The organism is Streptomyces sp. NPDC037054 (assembly GCF_055606745.1).
This window is the reverse complement of the sequence record NZ_JBVJSJ010000009.1, coordinates 93,990-115,242: the sequence shown is the minus strand read 5'-3', so window position 1 is coordinate 115,242 and position 21,253 is coordinate 93,990. Positions and strand designations below refer to the sequence as shown.

At 73.9% G+C, this 21,253-nt stretch carries 8 protein-coding genes; 3 read left to right on the top strand and 5 right to left on the bottom strand.

Going from position 1 to position 21,253, the window contains the following annotated elements:
- Positions 1–58: 58 nt before the first annotated feature.
- The 4 genes from ACZ7D7_RS22230 to ACZ7D7_RS22215 all read right to left on the bottom strand — a co-directional run bounded on the left by ACZ7D7_RS22230 (position 59) and on the right by ACZ7D7_RS22215 (position 18,157).
- A complete protein-coding gene (locus ACZ7D7_RS22230) occupies positions 59–1,003 on the bottom strand; it encodes a hypothetical protein (RefSeq protein WP_470826374.1) in 945 nt (314 codons plus the stop codon).
- Positions 1,000–15,915: an amino acid adenylation domain-containing protein gene (locus ACZ7D7_RS22225; protein WP_470826372.1), complete on the bottom strand. Its 14,916-nt coding sequence runs from the start codon at positions 15,913–15,915 to the stop codon at positions 1,000–1,002. The genes ACZ7D7_RS22230 and ACZ7D7_RS22225 overlap by 4 nt, the downstream gene beginning before the upstream one ends.
- 104 nt (positions 15,916–16,019) lie before the next feature.
- On the bottom strand, positions 16,020–17,024 hold the full coding sequence (locus tag ACZ7D7_RS22220; protein ID WP_470826371.1) for a beta-ketoacyl synthase N-terminal-like domain-containing protein: 1,005 nt from the start codon (positions 17,022–17,024) through the stop codon (positions 16,020–16,022).
- Positions 17,021–18,157: a beta-ketoacyl-[acyl-carrier-protein] synthase family protein gene (locus ACZ7D7_RS22215; RefSeq protein ID WP_470826369.1), complete on the bottom strand. Its 1,137-nt coding sequence runs from the start codon at positions 18,155–18,157 to the stop codon at positions 17,021–17,023. The genes ACZ7D7_RS22220 and ACZ7D7_RS22215 overlap by 4 nt, the downstream gene beginning before the upstream one ends.
- Before the next feature lie 253 nt (positions 18,158–18,410).
- Between ACZ7D7_RS22215 and ACZ7D7_RS22210 the strand changes: the two genes are divergently transcribed.
- From ACZ7D7_RS22210 to ACZ7D7_RS22200, 3 genes are all read left to right on the top strand, one after another.
- A complete protein-coding gene (locus ACZ7D7_RS22210; protein WP_470826368.1) occupies positions 18,411–18,968 on the top strand; it encodes a hypothetical protein in 558 nt (185 codons plus the stop codon).
- Positions 18,969–19,096: 128 nt separating this feature from the next.
- On the top strand, positions 19,097–19,528 hold the full coding sequence (locus tag ACZ7D7_RS22205; RefSeq protein ID WP_470826649.1) for an NfeD family protein: 432 nt from the start codon (positions 19,097–19,099) through the stop codon (positions 19,526–19,528).
- Positions 19,529–19,531: 3 nt separating this feature from the next.
- On the top strand, positions 19,532–20,572 hold the full coding sequence (locus tag ACZ7D7_RS22200) for an SPFH domain-containing protein (RefSeq protein ID WP_470826367.1): 1,041 nt from the start codon (positions 19,532–19,534) through the stop codon (positions 20,570–20,572).
- A gap of 99 nt (positions 20,573–20,671) precedes the next feature.
- Here ACZ7D7_RS22200 and ACZ7D7_RS22195 read toward each other — a convergent pair whose 3' ends face one another.
- The gene (locus ACZ7D7_RS22195; RefSeq protein WP_470826648.1) at positions 20,672–21,223 is read right to left on the bottom strand and encodes a rhomboid family intramembrane serine protease; all 552 of its coding nucleotides are present in this window, start codon (positions 21,221–21,223) and stop codon (positions 20,672–20,674) included.
- Positions 21,224–21,253 lie beyond the last annotated feature (30 nt).

The following is a 21,253-nucleotide window of genomic DNA, read 5'->3' as shown; positions in this document are numbered from 1 at the left end:
TCCGCGCCCTTCCGCCCACGACGGCCCCCACCCTACTGGCCGGCCGCCGCCGCCCGGATCATCTGCCGAGCACGGCGGTCCGCGACCGGGTGACCGTGGCCATCATGCCGACGGAGAGGACGCACCGGTCACCGTCCCAGGTCCGGCCCGAGACGAACACGTCGTCGGAGATGAGACGGTCGATCCTGGCCTCGTGGCGCAGGACGGCGCCGGGATACACCTGCCCGGCGAACCGGCAGTCGCGCACCGACGCCGCCATGCGCACACCCTCGTCGGAGGCGTCGCTCAGCCACAGCAGCGCCGCCGCCTGCCCGAACGACTCCAGCATGAGCGAGTGGGGGTAGGTGTACCGCGAGCCCGGCAGGCCGGGGCTCATCGCCTGGTAGCAGGGTTCGGATCCGGTGACGGCCTTGCTGACCACGATCCGGTGGCCCGGTTCGATGGCGTCCACCCGGTCGACGAGCACGATGGGGTGCGCGACCGGCAGGATGTCCAGCATGCCCGCGTAGTCCGGGATCCCGACGTGGTCGCCGTCGGACGGCGGGCGCCCGGCCACGTCGAGGTCGTCGGTGCGGCGCTCGGTGCCGACCACGGCCTTCACCATCGACACCGTGGTGCCGTCACGGCGGATGCCCCGGGCGCGGACCGTCCAGCGGTCCGGGCCCTCGGGGACGGCCTCGACGTCCATGCACAGTTCGTCGCCGTGCAGCACCGGGGCGAGCCAGCGGCCGCTGACGATCTTCAGGACGTTCACCGGTTCGGTCCGGCCGACCACCGCGTTCATCGACTGGCGTAAAGCCTCCAGGAAGAACGTGGCGGGCAGCAGGGTGAGCCCCGGGAAGTGCCCGTTCATGTACGGGTCCCGGGAGTTGACCTCCTTGTACGCGCGGAACCTGACCGTCGGCACCATGGCCGAGGTCTCGATCCGGTCGACCGCCCGCAGCGGTGCCGCGAAACGCGTGGTCCACGGCTGTCCGACCCGGTCGATCACATCGGTGTTCACTGGTTTCCCCCTTGGTTGCGCCCGTCGTCGTCCCCGGCTCCCGATCGGCCGGCCTCCGGCGCCGCCAGCGCGCGGGCCAGGACCCGGCCGACGACGTCGAGCGACCGGGGCCGGGTCATGCCCGCGTGGTCCGTGGCGACCGGGTGCTCGTGGATCTCGCCGGCCACGTGGGGACGCCACGCGGCCGGGTCGAGCCGGTCGCCCTCGGTGGCGACGAACAGATGGACGTCTCCGCGGTGGCGGCGCGGCGTGTGCCCCGCGGCCATGCGGCTGTTGTTGGTCATGACAGCGCTCAGTCGTCGGAGCTGCTCGGCGTCCAGGTCGCCGAACATGCCGCCGCGTTCGGCGAGGAGGGCGGCGACCGAGTCGGCGTCGAGCCGCCGGCCCGCGAGGTCGGTCAGGTCGTAGCCGCCGCTGTCGAGCATGGCGCGGAACAGTCCGTCCTCGGCCTCCTGCCGGTCGAAGGCCGGTTCCGAGCCCGTGCGGGGCACGGTGTCGAGGACGGCGAGCAGTTCGACGCTCTCCCCGGCCTCCTGGAGCACGACGGCCATCTCGTGCACGACGATCCCGCCGAAGGAGTAGCCGACGAGGCGGTACGGCCCGGCGGGCTGCACCTTCCGGATCCGCTCGACGTACTCGGCGGCGACCTCGGCGACCGAGCCGGGCAGAGGCGAACCGTCCATCCCCGGCGACTGGAGCCCGTAGACCGGGACGTCGCCGTCGAGGTGGCGGAGCAGCCCGGTGAACGACCAGGCGAATCCGCTCGCCGGGTGGACGCAGAACACGGGCGTGCCGGTGCCGTGTTCGCGCAGGGCGACGAGGACGTCGAAGCTGTTGCCGCCGCCGCTGCCGCCGACTCTTCTGGCCAGTTCGGCCACGGTCGGCGCCTCGAAGAGGGTGCGGATGCCGAGCCGGACGCCGAGCACCTCACGGATCCGGCCGATCAGCCGGGTGGCCAGCAGCGAGTGTCCGCCCAGGTCGAAGAAGCCGTCCTCGACCCACACCCCGGACCTGCCGAGCACCTCGCCGAACAGGTCGCACAGGACGCGCTCGACGTCGTCACGGGGTGCGGTGCCGCCGTGCCGCCGGTCCGCGGGGGCGGGCAGCGCGGCCCGGTCCACCTTGCGGTTCGGGGTCAGCGGCAGCTCGTCCAGGACGACGAACGCCGACGGCACCTGGTAGTCGGGCAGGACCGCGGCCAGCGCGTGGCGCAGCCCGGTCGTGTCCAGGGTGACACCGCGCTCCGGCACCACGTAGGCCACCAGCCGCTGGTCGCCGGGCCGGTCGGTGCGCACCACGGCCACCGCCTGCCGTACGCCGGGCCGCCGGGTCAGCACGGCCTCGATCTCGCCGAGCTCGATGCGGAAGCCGCGCACCTTGACCTGTTCGTCCGCCCGGCCGACGAACAGCAGTACGCCGTCCGCGTTCCAGCGCACCAGGTCACCCGTGCGGTACATGCGCGCGCCGGGCGGGCCGAAGGGGTCGGCCACGAACCGGGAGGCGGTGAGGCCGGGCCGGTGCAGGTAGCCGCGTGCCAGGCCCGTTCCGGAGACGTACAGTTCACCGGCGATTCCCACGTCCACGGGGCGCAGACGCCGGTCGAGGACGTAGAAGACGGTGTTGGCCATGGGGCGTCCGAGGGGCACCGGGCCGTCGGGCAAAGGGTCCCCGGGTTCGATCCGGTGGTCGGCGCAGCTCACCGTGACTTCGGTGGGCCCGTAGCAGTTGAGCACGCTCGTGCCGGGGTGTGCGGCACGCCATGCGTGCAGCGCTTCGCCGGTCAACGCCTCGCCGCCGAGGAGCAGTTCGGTGCGGGGACTGAACTCGTCCGGCAGTTCGGCCAGCATCGGCAGATGGCTCGGGGTGACCTTGGTCAGCGCGCACGGCCGGTCCCGCAGGGCCGTGACGGTGTCCGGGTCGTCGTCGAGGTCGGCCAGGTGCACGGTGCCGCCCACGGTGAGCGGCACGAGGAGGCCGGTGACGGTGAGGTCGAAGGCGGCCGTGGTGGTCACGAGCACCTCGTCGCGCACTCCCTCGTAGCGCGATCCGGCGAAGGCCACGTAGTCGGACAGCGAGCGGTGTTCGACCAGCACGCCCTTGGGACGCCCGGTGGAGCCGGAGGTGTAGATGGCGTACGCCGGGTGGCGCGGGTGCGGTGCGGGCAGCGGGACGGGGTCCGCCGCCGGTGCCTGGGCCGTGCCGGTTTCGAGGTCCACGACCAGGGTCGGAACGCCGCCGGACAGGTGGCGGGCGGCCTCCCGCGTGGTCAGCAGCAGGGCCGCCCGGGCGTCGTCCATCACGTACCGGAGCCGGTCGCGCGGGTGGCCGGGGTCGAGCGGCACATAGGCGCCGCGGGCCTTGAGGACGGCGAGCAGCGCCACCATCTGACCGGTGGACTTCGGCATGGCCACCGCCACCACCCGCTCCGGCCCGACGCCCCGCTCCACGAGGACGTGGGCCAGCCGGTCGGTCGCCGCGTCCAGCTCGGCGTACGTCATCGCCGTGCGGCCGTGCCGGACGGCGACCGTGTCAGGGGTGCGGAGGGCCTGTGCGGTGAGCAGTTCGGGCAGTGTGGCGGTGGCGGGTCCGGTCGCGGTGTCGTTCCAGTCCACGAGCAGGCGCCGCCGGGTCGCGTCGTCGAGCAACTCGATGGTGCCGATGGGTTGTTGCGGCGCCCGCGCGACCTGGGCGAGGAGCCGGCCGAACGCCTGGGCGAGCCGTTCCACCGTGTCCCGGTCGAACAGGTCGGCCCGGTAGCGGACGGTGCAGCTGAGGCCGTCGGGCGCGCCGTCCGGCCCGGTCCGCTCGGCGAGCTGGACGGCCAGGTCGAACTTCGCTCCGCCGCCGTCGGACACGGCCACCTCGGTGACGTCCACGCCGGAAGCCGTGAACGCCGTGGGCGGGTCGTTCTGGAAGGACAGCATGACCTGGAACAAGGGGTGCCGGGACAGGGTGCGGGCCGGGTTGAGGACCTCCACCAGCCGCTCGAACGGCACGTCCTGGTGCGCGTAGGCCTCCAGGTCCGCGCGCCGCACCCGGTCCAGCAGCTCGGCGAACGACGGATCACCCGATGTGTCGGTGCGCAGGACCAGCGTGTTCACGAAGAAGCCGACGAGATCGTCCAGGGCCTCGTCCTGACGGCCCGCGATCGGCGTGCCGATCGGGATGTCCTCGCCCGCGCCCACCCTGGTGAGCAGCGCCGCGAGCGCGGCGTGCGCCACCATGAACATGCTGGCGCGCCGCTGTGAGGCGAGTGCGGCGAGCCCCCGGTGCACCTCGGCGGGGACGTCGGTCCGCACGCTGTCGCCGCGGTGGTCGGCCACCGCGGGCCGGGGCCGATCGGCGGGCAGTTCGAGCCCTGCCGGCAGTCCGGCCAACGTGGCTCTCCAGTAGGCGAGTTGCGTGCTGATCACCGAGCCGGGGTCGGTCTCGTCGCCGAGCCACTGACGCTGCCACAGGGCGTAGTCGGCGTACTGCACCGGCAGCGGCTCCCAGGCGGGACTTCCGTTCCGGCAGCGCGCCGCATAGGCCTCGGACAGGTCGCGCACCAGGGGCGCGGTCGAGGCGCCGTCGCCGGCGATGTGGTGCAGCACGATCATCAGTACGTGTTCAGCCGCGCCCAGCCGGAACAGCCGTGCCCGCAGCGGCGGTTCGGTCTCCAGGTGGAACGGCCTGCCGACGTCGGCGGCGAGTGCGCCGGGCAGCTCGGCCTCGGTGGTGTCCACCGGCTCGTCCCACACCGCGATGTCGTGGACCGGCAGGACGACCTGATGCGGCTCGCCCTGTACGGCCGGGTAAACCGTGCGCAGCACCTCGTGCCGCTCGATGACGTCGTCGAGGGCGGCCCGGAGCGCCGCCGTGTCCAGCGGGCCGGTGAACCGCAGCGCGGCCGGGATCCGGTACGGGGAGGCCTCCGGATCCATGGCGTTGAGGAACCACAGCCGGCGCTGTCCGAACGACGCGGGGACCCGTTCACCGCGCGGCACGGGACGCAGGGCCGGGCGGCCCGGCCGGGCACCGTCGAGCACCGCGGCGAACTCGGCCACGGTGGGCGCCTCGAACACCGCGCGCACCGGGACTTCCACGTCCAGTTCGGTCCGCATCCTGCTGACCAGTCGAGTGGCGAGCAGGGAGTGCCCGCCCAGCGAGAAGAAGTTGTCGTCGATGCCCACGTGTTCCGGCGCGAGGCCCAGCACCTCGGCGAACAGGCGGCACAGGGCCTCCTCGCGCGCGGTCCGGGGACCGCGCCCGCCGGGTGACGACAGCACGGGCGCGGGGAGCGCGCTCTGGTCGACCTTGCCGTTCAGCGTCAGCGGCAGCGCGTCGAGCGGGACGAAGGCGCTGGGCACCATGTAGTCGGGCAGTACATCGGACACCGAGGCACGGATTCCGCTCGCGTCCGGCCGTGCTTCGGGGGACGGAACGTAGTAGGCGACGATCCGCCTGTCCCCCGGCGTGTCCTCGCGGACCACCACCGCGGCCTGGCCGACGCCGGGCAGCGCGGCCACCGCCGTCTCGATCTCCCCCGGCTCGATGCGGAACCCGCGGATCTTGATCTGCTCGTCCGCCCGGCCGACGAAGTCGAGGTTCCCCTCGGCGTTCCAGCGCGCCAGGTCCCCGGTGCGGTACATCCGGGCGCCCGGCATGAAGGGGTCGGCCACGAATCGTGCCGCGGTGACGTCCGGCCGTCCCAGGTAGCCGCGCGCCAGGCCGGCGCCCGACACGTACAGCTCTCCGGTCACTCCGCGGGGCACCGGCCGCAGCCACGGGTCGAGTACGTACACGCGGCGGTTGTCGATCGGTCGGCCGATGGGCACCGGCGCGGTCACGTCGTCGGCGGAGCGCATGGTGAACGCCGTGGGCATCACGGTGGTCTCGGTGGGCCCGTAGCCGTTGTGCAGCACCAGCGACGGGTTGGCCGCGAGGACCCGCCGGGCCGCGGGCGCCGGCAGCGCCTCACCGCCGACCAGCAGGTCCCGCACGCCCGCGAAGCACTCGGGGTGCTCCTCGGCGACCAGGCGGAAGACCGCGGTCGCCATGACCAGCGCGGTCACCCCGTTCTCCCGGATGGTGCGGGCGAGTTCGGCGACGTCGAGCTCACCGGGCGGGGCGATGACGAGTTGGCGGCCGAACAGCAGCGACACCCACAGTTCGTAGGCCGAGGGGTCGAACGAGTGCGCCAGGTTCTGGAGCATCCGCGCGTGGTTCGGTCCCTCCCACAGCCGGTCGAGGGCGAGGTTGAGGACGGCCCGGTGCGAGACCCCGACGCCCTTGGGCTCCCCGGTCGACCCGGAGGTGAACATGACGTAGGCGAGCTGGTCCGGGAGGACGTGGACGCCGGGATCGGTGTCCACGTCCGGCAGCGGTTCCGCGCCGACCAGCAGCACCGGTGCCGGGTGCGCGCGTTCGTATCCCTCGACGTCGGTGAGCACGACGGCGGCGCCACTGGTGTGGAGCATCCTGGTCTGCCGGTCCGCCGGGCTGCGCGGGTCCAGCGGCACATAGGCGGCGCCCGCCTTCAGCACCGCCAGGACGGACACCACGAGGTCCACGGAGCGTTGCTGCACGACCGCGACGCGGTCCTCACGGGCCACGCCCATGGCGAGCAGCCGGTGGGCGAGACGGTTCGCCCGGCGGTCCAGTTGCCGGTACGTCACCTCGTGCCCGTCCGAGATCAGCGCCACCGCGTCGGGGTCGGCGGCCACCTGCTCGGCGAACCGCTCCGGGATCGACATGTCGGGCACCGCGCGCTCGCGCCCCCGGCCGTCCGCCAGCACCGCGGAGCGTTCGGCGGCGGGCATGAGGTCGGCCGTGACGAGCACGGTGTCGGGATCACGGGTGAGCCGTTCGGCGAGGGTCCTCAGGTGCTCGGCGACGGAGGCGACCTCGGTGCGGGGCAGCAACTCGTCGCGGAAGTGCAGCAGCAGCTCCAGTTCCTCGCCGGGGTGCGCGACGACGGTGAGCGGGTAGTGGCCCGTCTCCTCGCTGCTCGCGCCGGTCAGCCGCAGGCCGGTGCCGGGCAGGTCCATGGTGTCGGGGTCGAGCGGGTAGTTCTCGAACACCACGAGGGTGTCGAACAGTTCTCCGGTGCCCGCCGCCCGCTGGATGTCGGTCATCCCCAGGTGGTGGTGGCCGAGCAGGTCGGCCTGCTCGGCCTGGAGCCGGGTCAGCAGGTCGCGGAAGGAGCGGGCCCCGGCAGTCCTGACCCGCACGGGAACCGTGTTGATCAGCAGACCGACCATCGACTCCACACCGGGCAGCTCCGGCGGTCGGCCGGAGACCGTGGAACCGAACACGACGTCGTCACGGCCGGTCCGGGCCGCGAGCACCAGCGCCCACAGCGCCTGGAGGACGGTGTTGGTGGTGACGCCGCACGCCTGGGCGAGGCCTGCGAGCCCGGTCAGCCGCACGGTGAGGCACTCCGGCCGGTGCTCGTCCGACGACGTGGAGCGGGCCCGGTCGGCGAGCAGGGTCGGCTGGTCCACGCCCGCCAGGGCCCGGCGCCAGGCGTCGGTGGCGGCGGCCCGGTCCTGCCGGGCGAGCCAGGCGAGGTAGTCGCGGTACGAGGCGGTGGGCGCGAGTGCCGAGGGGTCGGCGCCGGCGGCGTAGCAGTCGAACAGGGCGCGCAGCAGCAGCGGCACCGACCAGCCGTCGAGCAGGATGTGGTGGTTGGTCATGACCAGCCGGTACCGGCGGTCGCGGTGGACGAGCAGGGTGAACCGGACCAGCGGCGGTTCGTCGAGGACGAAGCCGGCGCTCCGGTCGTCGGTGAGGACCCGGCGGGCCTCGGCCCGCGCGGCGTCGTCGTCCAGGTGGGTCAGGTCGACGACACGGAAGGGCACGTCGGTGGCGGCAGGCACGAACTGGACCGGGGCGCGCAGCCCGCGGTCGGTGAAGCCGGAGCGCAGGTTGGGGTGGCGGTCCAGCACGATGCGCGCCGAGGCGCGCAGCCGGTCGGCGTCGAGGGGGCCGGCGAGGTCGAGGACGATCTGCGGGGTGTAGGGGTCGGCGCCGCGGTCGTGGTAGGCGGCGTGGAAGAAGAACGACTCGGCGAGGGGCGACAGGGGCAGCAGGTCGTCCAGGTCCGGCACGGCGGCCACCAGGCCGTCCACCTCGGCCTGGTCGAGCGGGACGAGCGGGAAGTCGCTCGGGGTGTGCCCGCTCGCCGTGCCGGCCGCGTCGCGCAGTGCCTCCAGGGCGTGCCGCCACAGTGCGGTCAGCTCCACGACGTCGTGCTCGGCGAACAGGTCGGCCGGCCAGCTCACGGTCGCGGACAGTTCCGGTCCGTCGGCGTTGTCGACGCTGATCGCGTTGATCTCAAGCGCGTGCCGGACGGGGGCGTCGGCGCCCGCTCCGCCGCCGAGTTCGGCCTGTTCCGGGGCGAGTGCCCAGTCGTCGCCTCCGGTGGCGGCGGTCAGCCGGCCGAGATAGTTGAACGCCACTTGGGGTGTGGCGAGGCCGGTGAACTCCGGGGCGGTCTCCGGGTTGAGGTGGCGCAAGAGGCCGTGACCGAGGCCGGGGGGCAGCGTCCTGAGGTGCTGCTTGACCCGGCGTACGGCGGCGGCCGCCTGCTCGGCGGTGTACGCCGGTGCGCCGGAGTCGTCGTAAACGGCGCACACGTCGATGCCGGACAGGTCGAACCGGGCGGGGTGCATGGTGGTGAACCAGCCGACCGTGCGGGATACGTCGAGTTCCTCGATCTGGTCCCGGCCGTGGCCCTCCAGGTCGACCAGCAGGGCGTGGGAGTCGTCGCCGCGCCGGGTCCGCCAGTGGGTGACCGCCAGGGCCAGCGCGGTGAGGAGCATCTCGTGGGTGCGGGCCCGGAACGCGGCCGGCACCGTGGTCAGCAGGTCGCCGGTCAGCCCGACGGGGAGGGTGACGCGTATCCGGCGGAGGTCCGCCGCCCTGTCAGTGGCCGGGTCGACGGGGCGGGAGCCGAGCGGGGCCTCGGGCTCGGCGAGCACCGCCAGCCAGGCGTCGAGGTCGGACAGGACGGCCGGGTCGTGCGCGGTGTCCGCGACGGCCTGTGCCCAGCGCCGGTACGGGACCGGCCGCGGTGAGTCCGCGTCGGCGAGCGCGGGGCCCGCGGCCAGGTCGGCGCCGAGGACACGCCAGGACACGCCGTCCACCACGAGGTGGTGCAGGACGAGCAGCAGCCGTCCTTGCCGGTCGGGTCCGGCGTCGAACCACACCGCGCGCACCATTACGCCGGATTCCGGGGCGAGTTCGCCGTGTGCGCGGTCGTGTTCGGCCCGCAGGGCGGCGAGGAGGTCGTCCGGGGTGTGTCCGGCGGTGTCCACGCGGCGCAGGCAGGTGTCGGCGGTCACCGTGCCGGGTTCGTCGATCACCGCGCGCCAGGTACGGCGGCCGACCAGGCGCATGCGCAGCGCGTCGTGCCGGTCCAGCACGGACTGGAGGGTGGCGCGCAGGTCGGACTCGGTCAGGCCTGCGGGGGTGGTGAGCAGCATGGACTGCGCGAAGTCGGCGACCGGGCGGTCGTGTTCGCGCAGCCAGTGCATGATCGGGGTGAGCCGCACGGGTCCCGTGGCGTCGGCCGGGTGCTCGTCGGCGCGGTCGGCCGTGTCCCGGTCGGCGGGCACGGCGGCGGCCGCGAGGGCGGCGACGGTGCGGTGGCTGAACACGTCCTTCGGGGTGAGCAGCAGGCCGGCCGCGCGGGCGCGGGTGACCAGCTGGATGGACATGATGCTGTCGCCGCCGAGGTCGAAGAAGCTGTCGTGGACGCCGACTTCGGGCACGCCGAGCACCGTGGCGAACAGGTCGCACAGGACGGTCTCGGTGGCGTCGCGGGGTGCGGTGCGGGTGCCGTGCGCGGTGAACTCGGGCGCGGGCAGGGCCCTGCGGTCGACCTTCATGCCGTTGGCGGTCATGGGCAGCGCGTCCAGCACCACGACCGTGGCGGGCACCATGTACTCGGGGAGTTTCGTGGCCGCGTGAGCGCGCAGTTCGTCGCCGTCCGCGCCACCGGGTACGGCCGGGAGGACGTACGCCACGAGGCGCTTGACACCCGGGGTGTCCTCGCGGACGACGACCACGCACTGCCGGACGGCGGGGTGGTCGCACAGGGCGGTCTCGACGTCGCCGGGTTCGATGCGGAAGCCGCGGATCTTGACCTGGTCGTCGGCGCGGCCGAGGAACTCCAGCTCGCCCGCGGTGTTCCAGCGCACCCGGTCTCCGGTGCGGTACATCCGCGTGCCGGGTGCCCCGAACGGGTCGGCGACGAAGCGCTGCGCGGTGAGGCCGGGGTGGCCGACGTAGCCGCGGGCGAGGCCGTCCCCGGCGAGGTACAGCTCGCCGGGCACGCCGACCGGCACGGGCTGGAGGGCGGCGTCGAGCACGAGGGCCCTGGTGTTCCACATGGGGCCGCCGATCGGCGGGGTCCCGCCGGGCCGCAGCGGGCGGCTGAAGAGGGCGGCGACGGTGCACTCGGTGGGTCCGTAGGCGTTGAGCATCCGTCGGCCGGGGGCGAACCGGGTGACGAGTTCGGGCAGGCAGACGTCGCCGCCCACGGCGAGGGTGCGCAGGTCGGGCAGGTCCACGTCCGGGAGGGTGGCCACCGCGGCGGGCGGTATGAGCGCGTGCGTCACCCGGTTCGCGGTGAGGACGCCGGCAAGCGTGTCGCCGATCAGGGGGCCCTCCGAGGACACCACGAGCGCGGCGCCGGCGCCGATCGCCAGGCACAGCTCCAGCACGGACAGGTCGAAGCTGGGCGAGGAGGACTGCAGCACGCGGCTGTCCGCGGTGGTCCCGAACCGGTCCATGAGGAACGCGGTGAACCCGGCGAGGCCCCGGTGGGTGACGGCGACGCCCTTCGGGACGCCGGTGGTTCCGGAGGTGTAGATGACGTAGGCGGTGTTGTCCGGGGAGAGCGGGGCGCGCCGGTCGGCGTCGGTGACGTCGCCCGTGCCGTCGTCCGCGCACGCGGCGTCCCGCGCGGCGTCCTCGTCGTCGACGAGCAGCACCGGTCCCGCCGACTCGGGGAGCGCGGCGGCCGTCCGTGTGGACGCCAGCACGAGCAGCGGCCGGGCGTCGCCCAGGATGTGGGCGATCCGGTCGGTGGGCAGGGCCGGATCGACGGGGACGAAGGCGGCGCCGGCCTTGCTGATGGCCAGTTCGGCGACCGTGAGGTCCACCGAGCGGGGCAGCAGCACGGCGACGAGGCGCTCCGGCGCCGCGCCGCGTGCAATCAGCTGCCGGGCCATGCGGTTGGCGCGCGCGTTGAGGGCGGCGTAGCTCATGGGCTCGCCGTCGGAGAGGAGCGCGGGGGCCTCGGGGGTCGCTACGGCGGTGTCCTCGAAGATCCGGGCGAGGGTCCGCGCGGGGATGTCGCGTGCGGTGTCGTTCCACTCGACCAGCAGCCGGTGCCGTTCGGCCGGGGCGAGCACGTCGATGGCGCCGACCGGGCGGTGCGGGTCGGTGACGGCGGCGGCGAGGACGCGGACGAGGCGGTCGGCGATGGATGCGGCGGTGTCGGGGTCGTACAGGTCGGTGCTGTATTCGAGGTGGCCGGTGAGTCCGGCGGGTGTGCCGTCCGCGGCGCGCCGTTCGCGGACCTCCAGCACCAGGTCGACCTTCGTGTACTCCCGGTCGGCGGGCAGCGGTCGCACGTCGGCGCCGGGCAGGTCGAGTCGCGGGTCGTCGTCCTGAAGGACGAGCATCACCTGGAACAACGGGTTGTGGGCCGTCGACCGCTCCGGTCGCAGTCGCTCCACGAGCCGCTCGAACGGCAGGTCCTGGTGGGCGTAGGCGGCGAGGTCGGTGTCCCGTACGCGGCCGAGGAGTTCGGCGAAGGTGGGGTCGCCGGAGGTGTCGGTGCGCAGGACGACGGTGTTGACGAAGTAGCCGACGAGGTCGTCGAGTGCCTGGTCGCCGCGGCCGGCGACGACGCTGCCGATGGGCAGGTCGGTGCCGGCGCCCAGCTTGGTGAGAACGGTGGCGAGCGCGGCCTGGACGGCCATGAACAGGGTGGCGCCCTGGCCGCGGGCGAGTTCGGCGAGGCCGCGGTGGACGTCCGCGTCGACCTCGACGCCCGCCGTCGCGCCGCGGTACGTCGGCCGGACGGGGCGGGGACGGTCGGTGGGGAGGGTGATCTCCTCGGGCAGCCCGTCGAGCGCGCCGCGCCAGTACGCGAACTGTCGCGCGGCGAGGCTGTCCGGGTCCTCCTCGTCGCCGAGGACGGCGTGCTGCCAGTGGCAGTAGTCGCGGTAACTCACCGCCAGCGGCGGCCAGTTCGGACACCGTCCGGCGAGCCGGGCGGTGTAGGCGTGCGAGAGGTCACGGGTGAGCGGGGCCAGCGACTGGCCGTCGCCGGCGATGTGGTGCAGCAGCAGGAGCAGGACGTGCTCGTCGTCGCCGACGGCGAACAGCGTGGCGCGCAGCGGCAGTTCGGCGGCGAGGTCGAAGGTGTGGCGTCCGGCGGTCCGCAGCGCGGCGGGCAGTCCGTCCGCCGCGACGTCGACGACGTCCAGTTCGGGGTGCGCGGTGTCGGCGGGGAGCACGACCTGGTGCGGGTTCCCGGTGTCGTCGTCCCGGAAGAGGGTGCGCAGGGGTTCGTGCCGGGACGCCAGGTCGTGCAGCGCGGCCCGCAGCGCGTCGTGGTCCAGGGCGCCGCTGACGCGCAGGACGAGGCCCATGTTGTACGTCGGTGACGGGCCCTCCAGGCGGTGCAGCACCCACTGCTGGCGCTGCCCGGCCGACAGCGGCGCCGGGGTGTCCTCCGCGGCCGGGAGGAGCGGCGGACGGCTGCTCGCCGAGCCGGTGCGTTCCAGGAGCCGCAGCGGGGTGGGCGCCTCGAACACGTCCCGTACGGTGACGTCGGCGCCGAGCACCGCACGGATCCGGCCCACGAGGCGGCTCGCCAGCAGGGAGTGCCCGCCGAGGGCGAAGAAGTCGTCGTCCGTCGTGACGGCGTCCACCCCGAGGACCTCGGCGAACAGGCCGCACAGCAGTTCCTCGCCGGCGGTGCGGGCGGCCCGGCCGGCGCGCCCGGCGCCGTAGTCCGGGGCGGGCAGCGCGCGCCGGTCGAGCTTGCCGTTGGCCGTGGTGGGCAGCCGGTCCAGGGTGACGAACGCGGCGGGGACCATGTGCGCGGGCAGCGTCCCGGCGAGCAGCTCCCGCAGTGCGTCGTGGTCCGGGGCGGTGCCGGGGGCCGGGACGAGGTAGGCGACGAGCCGGTGGTCGCCGGGTTCGGCGGCGTGGTCGTCGCGGGCGACCACCACGGCCTGGTCGATGCCGGGTGCGGCGGCCAACGCGGCCTCGATCTCGCCGAGTTCGATGCGGAAGCCGCGGATCTTCACCTGGTGGTCGACGCGGCCGAGGAAGTCGAGCTCGCCGTCGGCGGTCCAGCGGGCGAGGTCGCCGGTGCGGTACATCCGCGTCCCCGGCGCCCCGTACGGGTCGGCCACGAACCGCTCGGCGCTGAGGGCGGGCCGTCCGAGGTAGCCGTCGGCGAGCTGGACGCCCGCGAGGTAGAGCTCCCCGGCGACGCCGGGCGGGGCGGGCCGCAGTGCGGGGTCCAGCACCAGGACGCGGGTGTTCCACACCGGGCGTCCGATGGGGACGCCGGTGTGCGGCTCGTCGGGGCCGCAGGGGTGCGCGGTGACGTCGACGGCGGCCTCGGTGGGGCCGTACAGGTTGTGCAGTTCGGCATTCAGCAGAGAGGAGAAGCGTTGCGCGGTGCGCCCGTTGAGCGCTTCGCCGCTGCAGATCACGCGGCGCAGGTGGGCGCAGTCGGCCGGGTCGGCGGCGGCGAGGAAGGCGTCCAGCATCGACGGCACGAAGTGCGCGGTGCTGATGCGCTCGGCGCCGATCACCCGGCTGAGTGCGGCGGGGTCGGTGTGCGCGCCGGGTTCGGCGACGACGAGGGTGGCGCCGGAGAGCAGCGGCAGGAAGAACTCCCACACGGACACGTCGAAACTGGCCGGGGTCTTCTGCAGCACGCGGTCCGTGGCGTCGATGCCGTAGGCGTCCCGCATCCACAGCAGGCGGTTGACGATCGCCCGGTGGGACACGGCGACGCCCTTGGGCCGGCCGGTGGAGCCGGACGTGTAGATGACGTACGCGGTGTCCGCTCCGGTGGGCGCCGCGCCCCGGTCGGTGCCGGCCGGGGCGTGGTCCGCCGGGTCGGTGAGGCCGCTCACGGTGTCGAGGGGCAGGCGCGGGGTGTCCGGGGTCGGGGGGAGCGCGGCGTCGAGGCCGGCGGTGGTGAGCAGCAGGGCCGGGCGGGCGTCGGCGAGCATGAAGGTGATCCGGTCGGCCGGGAGGTCCGGGTCGACGGGGACGTAGGCCGCGCCGACCCGGTGCGCCGCGTACAGCGCGGTCACCAGCTCGAAGGACCGCGGCACGGCGACCGCCACCCGGTCGCCGCGGCGGATGCCCCGGGCCAGCAGCAGGCGCGCAAGCCGGTCCACGCGCCCGCCGAACTCGGCGTAGCTCAGGGTCGTGCCGCCGAAGACCACGGCGGGCGCGTCGGGGGTCGCGCGGACCTGCCGCTCGAACAGCTCCGGCAGGGTCGTCGCCGGTACGTCGTGCGCGGTGTCGTTCACCTCGTGCAGCAGGTGCCGGCGCTCGTCCGGGGTGGTGGTGTCGACGGCGGCGAGCGGGTGGTCCGGCGACGCGTCGACGAGGGCGTCCACGACGGCGTCCAGCCGTGCGCGCAGGGCGGCGAAGTCCGCTTCGGTGAAGACGTCGGCGTGGACGTCGTAGACGAGGTCGAGGCCGCCGTCGTCGGGGCGGCGGTCCAGACCGAGGGACAGGTCGTCGGTGGGCACGGTGGAGGCGTTGCGGCTGACGCCGGGGTGGCCGGCGAAGTCGAGCACGGTCCTGCCGAGCGCCAGGTTGATCTGGGGTCCGTAGAGTCGGCGCGTGCCGCCGAGCAGGCCGAGGTCGCGGCGCAGGTCCTCCTGGCGGTAGCGCTGGCGCCGCACCGTGGCCCGCAGGTCGGCCGCGACCGCGCGGACCAGGTCGCCGACGGTCCTCGCCGCGCGCAGGTCGATGCGCAGCGGCAGCACGTTGGAGATCATGCCGGGGGTCTTGTCGCAGGCCCCGCCGCGGGCGGCGACGGGCAGCCCGAGCACGACCTCGCGGTCGCCGCGTCGGCGGTCCAGGCAGAGCGCGAGGGCCGCGACGACCACGACCGGCCACGCGACGCCGAGTTCGGTCGCGGCGGCGCGTACGGCGTCCACCCGCCGCGGCGGCCAGGAGACGACGGCGCGGCGCTGGTCGCGGGGCACGTGCGGGGTCTCGGTGCCGAGGGTCACCGGGTCCGGGGCGTCGGCCAGTCGCGTCGTCCAGAACTCCCGGTCCTGTGCGTGGCGCGCGGAGGCCCGGTACTCGGCCTCGGCGTCGGACAGGGTGCGCAGCGGCGCGAAGTCGGCCGGGGGGACGGGGTGTTCGCCGGCCAGCGCGGTGTAGACCTCGGCGCAGCGCTGCTGGACGAGGAACTCGCCGACGCCGTCCATGAGCAGGTGGTGATACTGCTGGAACCACACGTATTCGGTGTCGGCCAGTTTCAGCAGCGCGAAGTCGTAGGCCGACGGGCGGGTGATGTCCAGGTGGACGTCGAGCCGCCGCCGCTGCCACTCCTCGGCGGCGGCGGCCGGGTCGTCCTCGGCGGAGAGGTCGACGTACGTGAACGGTGGTTCGGCCGGCGTTCCGTCCACCACGAGCACCGGTTCACCGCCCGCGTCGGAGACCCGGCCGCGCAGCACCTCCATGTCGGCCACGGTCCGTTCGAGGGCGCGGCGGAACAGCGCGGTGTCCAACACCCCGGAGATCGTGGTCCGTTCGGCCACCCGGTAGCGGGGGTTCGTCGGGTCGATGAGTTGCGCGAACCACAGGCCTCGCTGCCCGGCGGTCAGTGGCACGTCGAAGGAGGCCGTGTTGGCGTCCGGCATCGGTTCTCCAGGATCGGCGGAGACCGCCGGGGGTCGGATCCACCGGCGGTTCGGACATCAGGTGTCGGGTGTGGGACGGGGGATGCGGGGTGCCGGTCGGCTCGTCAGCGAGCGGGCGGCGGCGTGAGCACCAGGCCCGCGGTCGCGTCGCGCTCGTCGTCGCCGGCGGTCGCGTAGACCGCGCCGGTCGCGCCGGTGGCGAAGGCGCCGACGGCGGCGACACACTGGAGCACGCCCAGCGCGCCGGAGGACGGCCCCCAGGCCGTGGTGAGGTCGTGGCGCGGCACGCCGGGCAGCATGCCCTCGGGCGCGCCGTGGCCGGGCACGTGCCAGGCCAGCGGTTCCGTGGCGTCCAGGGCGGCGAGTGCGGCGACGCAGGCCGCGAGGCCCGCGCCGCGTGCGTGGCCGCCGACGCGGGCGAGCGGGCGGGCGCCGCGCCCGGCCGCCGAGGCCTCGGTCTCCACGACGAGGGCGACGGCTCCGTCCAGGGGGGCGGTGCCGTCCGCAGAGGCGGTGCCGTCCGGGGACACGGTGCTGTCCAGGAGGGTGCGGGTGGGGTCGGTGTCGGGTTCGACGCCGAGCACCAACGCCCTTGTCAGGCGACCGGTTTCGAGCATCGTGGCGGCCCACCGCACGGCGTCGAGGCCGGAGGTGGAGCCGTTGCAGATCATGAGGTTCGGGCCGCGCAGGCCGTGCTTGATGGCGACCGACGACGCGACGACGTTGCAGGACACCTTCGGCAGGTCCATGGGGCTGAGGGCGTCGGTCGTCTCGGTGCGCAGCGTGTCGACCACGCGCGTCACGGTGTCCAGGTTGCCGGTGTTGGAGCTGACCACGACACCCACGGTGTCGGCCGGAACGGTGAGTTCACCGTCGGCGAGCAGGCCCGCGTCCCGCAGCGCGGCGTCCGCGGCGCAGTAGGCGAGCTGGGTGGCCCGGTCCTTGTAGCGAAGGCCCCTGTACTTGCCGACCTGGCTGAGGAGTTGGGCGGTGTCGACGGGCTCGGCATGCTCCTGCCGGCCGGCGAGCACCGCTTCGGGGCGGTCCGCGCCGGGCAGGGTCACCCCGGTTCCGGTGACGACGACTCCGGGGTAGGCATGGCTTCTCATCGGGTTAATGCCTCCAGTACGGCCACGGTGTTCATCCCGCCGAAGCCCAGCGCGTTGACCTGTGCGACAGCGACGGGCCCGCGGGCGGCGGTGCCGGTGACGAGGCGGAACTCGGCCGCCTCCGCCACGGGTTCGGTCAGGCCGACGACGGGCGGGACCAGGCCGCGCGTCATCGACTGCACGGCGCTCACCAGGCTCATCACTCCGGAGGCGCCGCCGGTGTGGCCGGTCATCGACTTGATCGCGGTCATCAGCGGCGCGCCGGCGTCGGCGCCGAACACGGCCTGCGTGGCGGCGGCCTCCACCTCGTCGTTGAGCAGGGTGCCGGTGCCGTGCAGCATGACGAGGTCGACGTCCGCGGGGGCGACGCCCGCCGTGCGGTGCGCGGCGCGCATCGCCTCGGCGAACCCGTCCGGGTTGGGCGCGGTGTCGTGGCGGGCGTCACAGCCCACCTCCACCGCCCGTACGCGGCACAGCGGTTGGGCCGCGTCCCGGCTGAGCACCACGGCCGCGGCGCCCTCGCCCATCATGACGCCGGCGCGGTTGCGGTCGAAGGGCTGGAGCCGGTCGGGTGCGACGGGGTGCACCCGTTCCATGACGCCGGACATGCTCTCGTTGAGGACGTCGACGCCCGCGACGATCACGGAGTCCGCCTGGTCGGTGGCCAGCATGTCGGCGGCCAGCGCCAGGGCGTAGACGGAGGCGGCGCAGGCGTTGGCGACGGTGTGCGTGTCCGTGGCACCGAAACGGTTCCGCAGCGCGGCACCGAAGTGCAGGTCGTCGGCGGTCAGGGCGCCGAGGCTGCCCTTGTCCCGCCAGTGCAGTTCGGCCGAGCGCAGTTCGCGCAGTCCGCTGCCGACGAGGATCGGCACGTCCGCCAGGTCCGTGCCGAGCCCGGCCCGGGTCGCGGCCTGCTCGATCACGTCGCCGAGGAACGCGGTGGCCCGGCCCGGCACGTCACGCCCGTCGGGGTGGTCGTGGATCTGATACGCGCGTCTCCCGCGGTAGGGTGCCGCGTCGATCCCGTGCAGCTCCCGCAGCCCGCTGCGGCCTTCACACAGGTTGTCGAACATCTCGTCCGGATCCCCACCGACGGCGCACACCGCGCCCAGTCCGGATACCACCCAGTTCATGCCACCCCTTGCCCGTCCCGTCGAATGCCGAGGACAGCCATCCTCATGGGGCCGTACGGACGGAAACAACGACACCTGCACCAAGTTGCACCCGCTGCGCCCTACGCCCGATACGCCCCGGCCGCCTCTGGGAAACGCCCTGTTCGCACGGCATTTTCCGGGCCGGGTGACGACGCCGTCTCCGCCGCGCGGCGGAGCGGGCCGGTCCCGCGGAAGGAGGTGGCGGCGGTGTCACGGGTGCCAGCATGGCCTCATGTTCCTGAAGAACGCCCTGCCGGACGTGCCGCGCCGGATCGTCCTCGCGGCGCACGCCGTACCGCTGGTGACGCTGCCGTCGGCGCTCTGGCGGCTCTCCCTGGCCGCCGGTCTCCCCGTGGCCGAGCTCTCCGTCGAGACCACCCCGCAGGTGCTGTACGTCGTGTGTCTCGCCGTGTTCTCCGAGGCGCTGGCACTGCTGACGCTGGGTCTGGTCCGGCCCTGGGGCGAGGTCGTGCCGCGCTGGATCCCGCTGCTGGGCGGCCGCGAGGTCCGTCCGCTCGCGGCGACCGTCCCGGCCGTGCTCGGCGGGGTGGCACTGGTCGGGGTGCTCGCCTGGGTCTTCTACCGCCATTCCACGACCATCGGGCTGGAGGGCACCGGCACGGCAGCCCAGTACACGTTCATGCTGGTCTGCTACATCCCGCTGTGGGCCTGGCCGCCCCTGCTGATCACGGTGGCCGTCTCGTACTACCGACGCCGCACGGGCGCCTCGGCCGGGTCCGGTGGGGGTCGCGATGACGGGGCGGGGGCCCGGCAGCAGGTCCGGGGGTAGAGCGGAGGTCCGTGCGCCGCCGCCACGCGGTGTCCGGGATGTCCAGGAGTACCGTGAAGGTATCGGGGCGTGTCACACACCGGCTCCGGTGCCGGTGCGCCCGGGCGCCCCACCCGGGAGGGCCCGTGATGGATCCATGGCTGATCTGGTTGATCGTGGCGGCCGTTCTGGTCCTGGCAGAGATCTTCACCCTCACCGCCGCGCTGGGAATGCTGGGCGTGGCCGCGCTGGTCACGGCCGGGGCCGCCGCGCTCGGTGTCCCGGTCGCGCCGCAGTTCCTCGTGTTCACCGTCGTCTCCGCGGTGACGCTGCTGTTCCTGCGCCCCGTCGCGCTGCGGCACGTGTTCCAGCCCCAGAGCCAGCGGTTCGGCGTGGACGCGCTGGTCGGCAGGTCCGCGTACGTCGTGACGGAGGTGACCGGCCGGGACGGGAGGATCCGCATCGACGGCGAGGAGTGGACCGCCCGCGCCTACGACGAGACGCTGGTCATTCCCGCGGGAGCCGGCGTCGACGTCATAGAGATCAGCGGCACGACCGCATTCGTCTATCCCCGGGACTGACCCATGGAAACCTCGGCTCTGCTCATCGCCGGTCTGATCGTCGCGGTCATCGCCGTCTTCACGGTGGTGCGTGCGGTACGCATCGTGCCGCAGGCCCGCGCCCGCAACGTCGAACGCCTCGGCCGCTACCACCGCACCCTGAACCCCGGCCTCAACCTCGTCATCCCCTACATCGACCGCGTCCACCCGATGATCGACCTGAGGGAACAGGTCGTCTCCTTCAAGCCGCAGCCGGTCATCACCGAGGACAACCTGGTCGTCGAGATCGACACGGTCCTGTACTTCCAGGTCACCGATCCGAAGGCGGCCTTCTACGAGATCGCGAACTTCCTCCAGGCGGTCGAGCAGCTCACCGTCACCACCCTGCGCAACGTCGTGGGCTCGATGGACCTGGAGAAGACGCTCACCTCGCGCGACACCATCAACAGCCAGCTGCGGGGCGTGCTGGACGACGCCACCGGCAAGTGGGGCCTGCGGGTGAACCGGGTGGAGATCAAGGCGATCGACCCGCCGCAGTCCATCAAGGACGCGATGCAGAAGCAGATGCGGGCCGAGCGGGACAAGCGGGCCGCGATCCTCGGGGCCGAGGGGCAGCGCCAGTCGCAGATCCTGACCGCCGAGGGCGACAAGCAGGCCGCGGTCCTGCGCGCGGAGGGCAACCGGACCGCCGAGATCCTGAAGGCCGAGGGCCAGTCCCGGGCCATCGACGAGGTGTTCCAGGCGGTGCACCGCAACGACCCCGACCCGAAACTGCTCGCCTACCAGTACCTCCAGATGCTGCCGCAGCTCGCCCAGGGCCAGGGCAGCAGCTTCTGGGTGATCCCCAGCGAGGTCACCTCGGCGCTCCAGGGCGTGTCCCGCGCTTTCGGGGAGGCGCTGCCCCAGTCGCCGGCCACCCGGGACAAGCCCGACGACGACAGGGCCGCTCAGGCCGCCGACGACACGGCGCGCGCCGCGGAGGCCGCCGCCGAGGCCCTCGCGGACGCTGCCAGGGCCGACCGCCTCACGACCGGCAGCACGCCGGTGAACCGCCCGCCCGAGTGAGGCGCCCCGAGTGAGGCGCCCGCCCGGGGCTCACGCCCCTGCCCCACCCCCGGCTCACGTCCCTCGATCCCTCCCGGGTTCACGTCCCTCTGCCCGGGCTCACGCCCCCGCCCCCGCCCCGCCCTCACGTCTCGGCCGCCGGAACACCGCGGCCGCCGCGGCGCCGCCCAGCAGCCCGAAGAAGTGGCCCTGCCAGCTGACGCCGGGCGTGGTGGGCAGCACGCCCCACAGGATCGAGCCGTAGACGGCACCGACCAGGACGCCCACCAGTACGTCACCGACTCGGCGGTCCACGAAGCCGCGGAGCACCAGATAGCCGAAGAGGCCGAAGACGACGCCGGACGCACCCGCGGTCGTGGAATGGGCCGGTGCCGTGAGCCACACGCCGAGACCGCTCACGAGGACGATCACGGCGACGACGGACAGGAAGCGGCGTATCCCGGACAGCGCCGCGAGGAAGCCCATGACCAGCAGCGGCACGCTGTTCGCCGCGAGATGGTCGAAGCCGAAGTGCAGGAACGCGGCGGGCACGACGTCGAGCAGTTCGGAGGCCTCGCGCGGGGTGATCCCGAACGGGTCCAGGGCGTGACCGCTGATCACGTCGACGACCTCGAGCGCCCACAGCAGGGCGACCCAGCCGCCGGCCAGCAGGGCGGCGTCCCTGACGCGCGCGCGGCGCGG

Coding starts and splice junctions, on each gene's coding strand:
- ACZ7D7_RS22225 (WP_470826372.1), bottom strand. CDS start 15,915: ATGCCGGACGCCAACACGGCCTCCTTCGACGTGCCACTGACCGCCGGG.
- ACZ7D7_RS22220 (WP_470826371.1), bottom strand. CDS start 17,024: ATGAGAAGCCATGCCTACCCCGGAGTCGTCGTCACCGGAACCGGGGTG.
- ACZ7D7_RS22215 (WP_470826369.1), bottom strand. CDS start 18,157: ATGAACTGGGTGGTATCCGGACTGGGCGCGGTGTGCGCCGTCGGTGGG.
- ACZ7D7_RS22210 (WP_470826368.1), top strand. CDS start 18,411: ATGTTCCTGAAGAACGCCCTGCCGGACGTGCCGCGCCGGATCGTCCTC.
- ACZ7D7_RS22205 (WP_470826649.1), top strand. CDS start 19,097: ATGGATCCATGGCTGATCTGGTTGATCGTGGCGGCCGTTCTGGTCCTG.
- ACZ7D7_RS22200 (WP_470826367.1), top strand. CDS start 19,532: ATGGAAACCTCGGCTCTGCTCATCGCCGGTCTGATCGTCGCGGTCATC.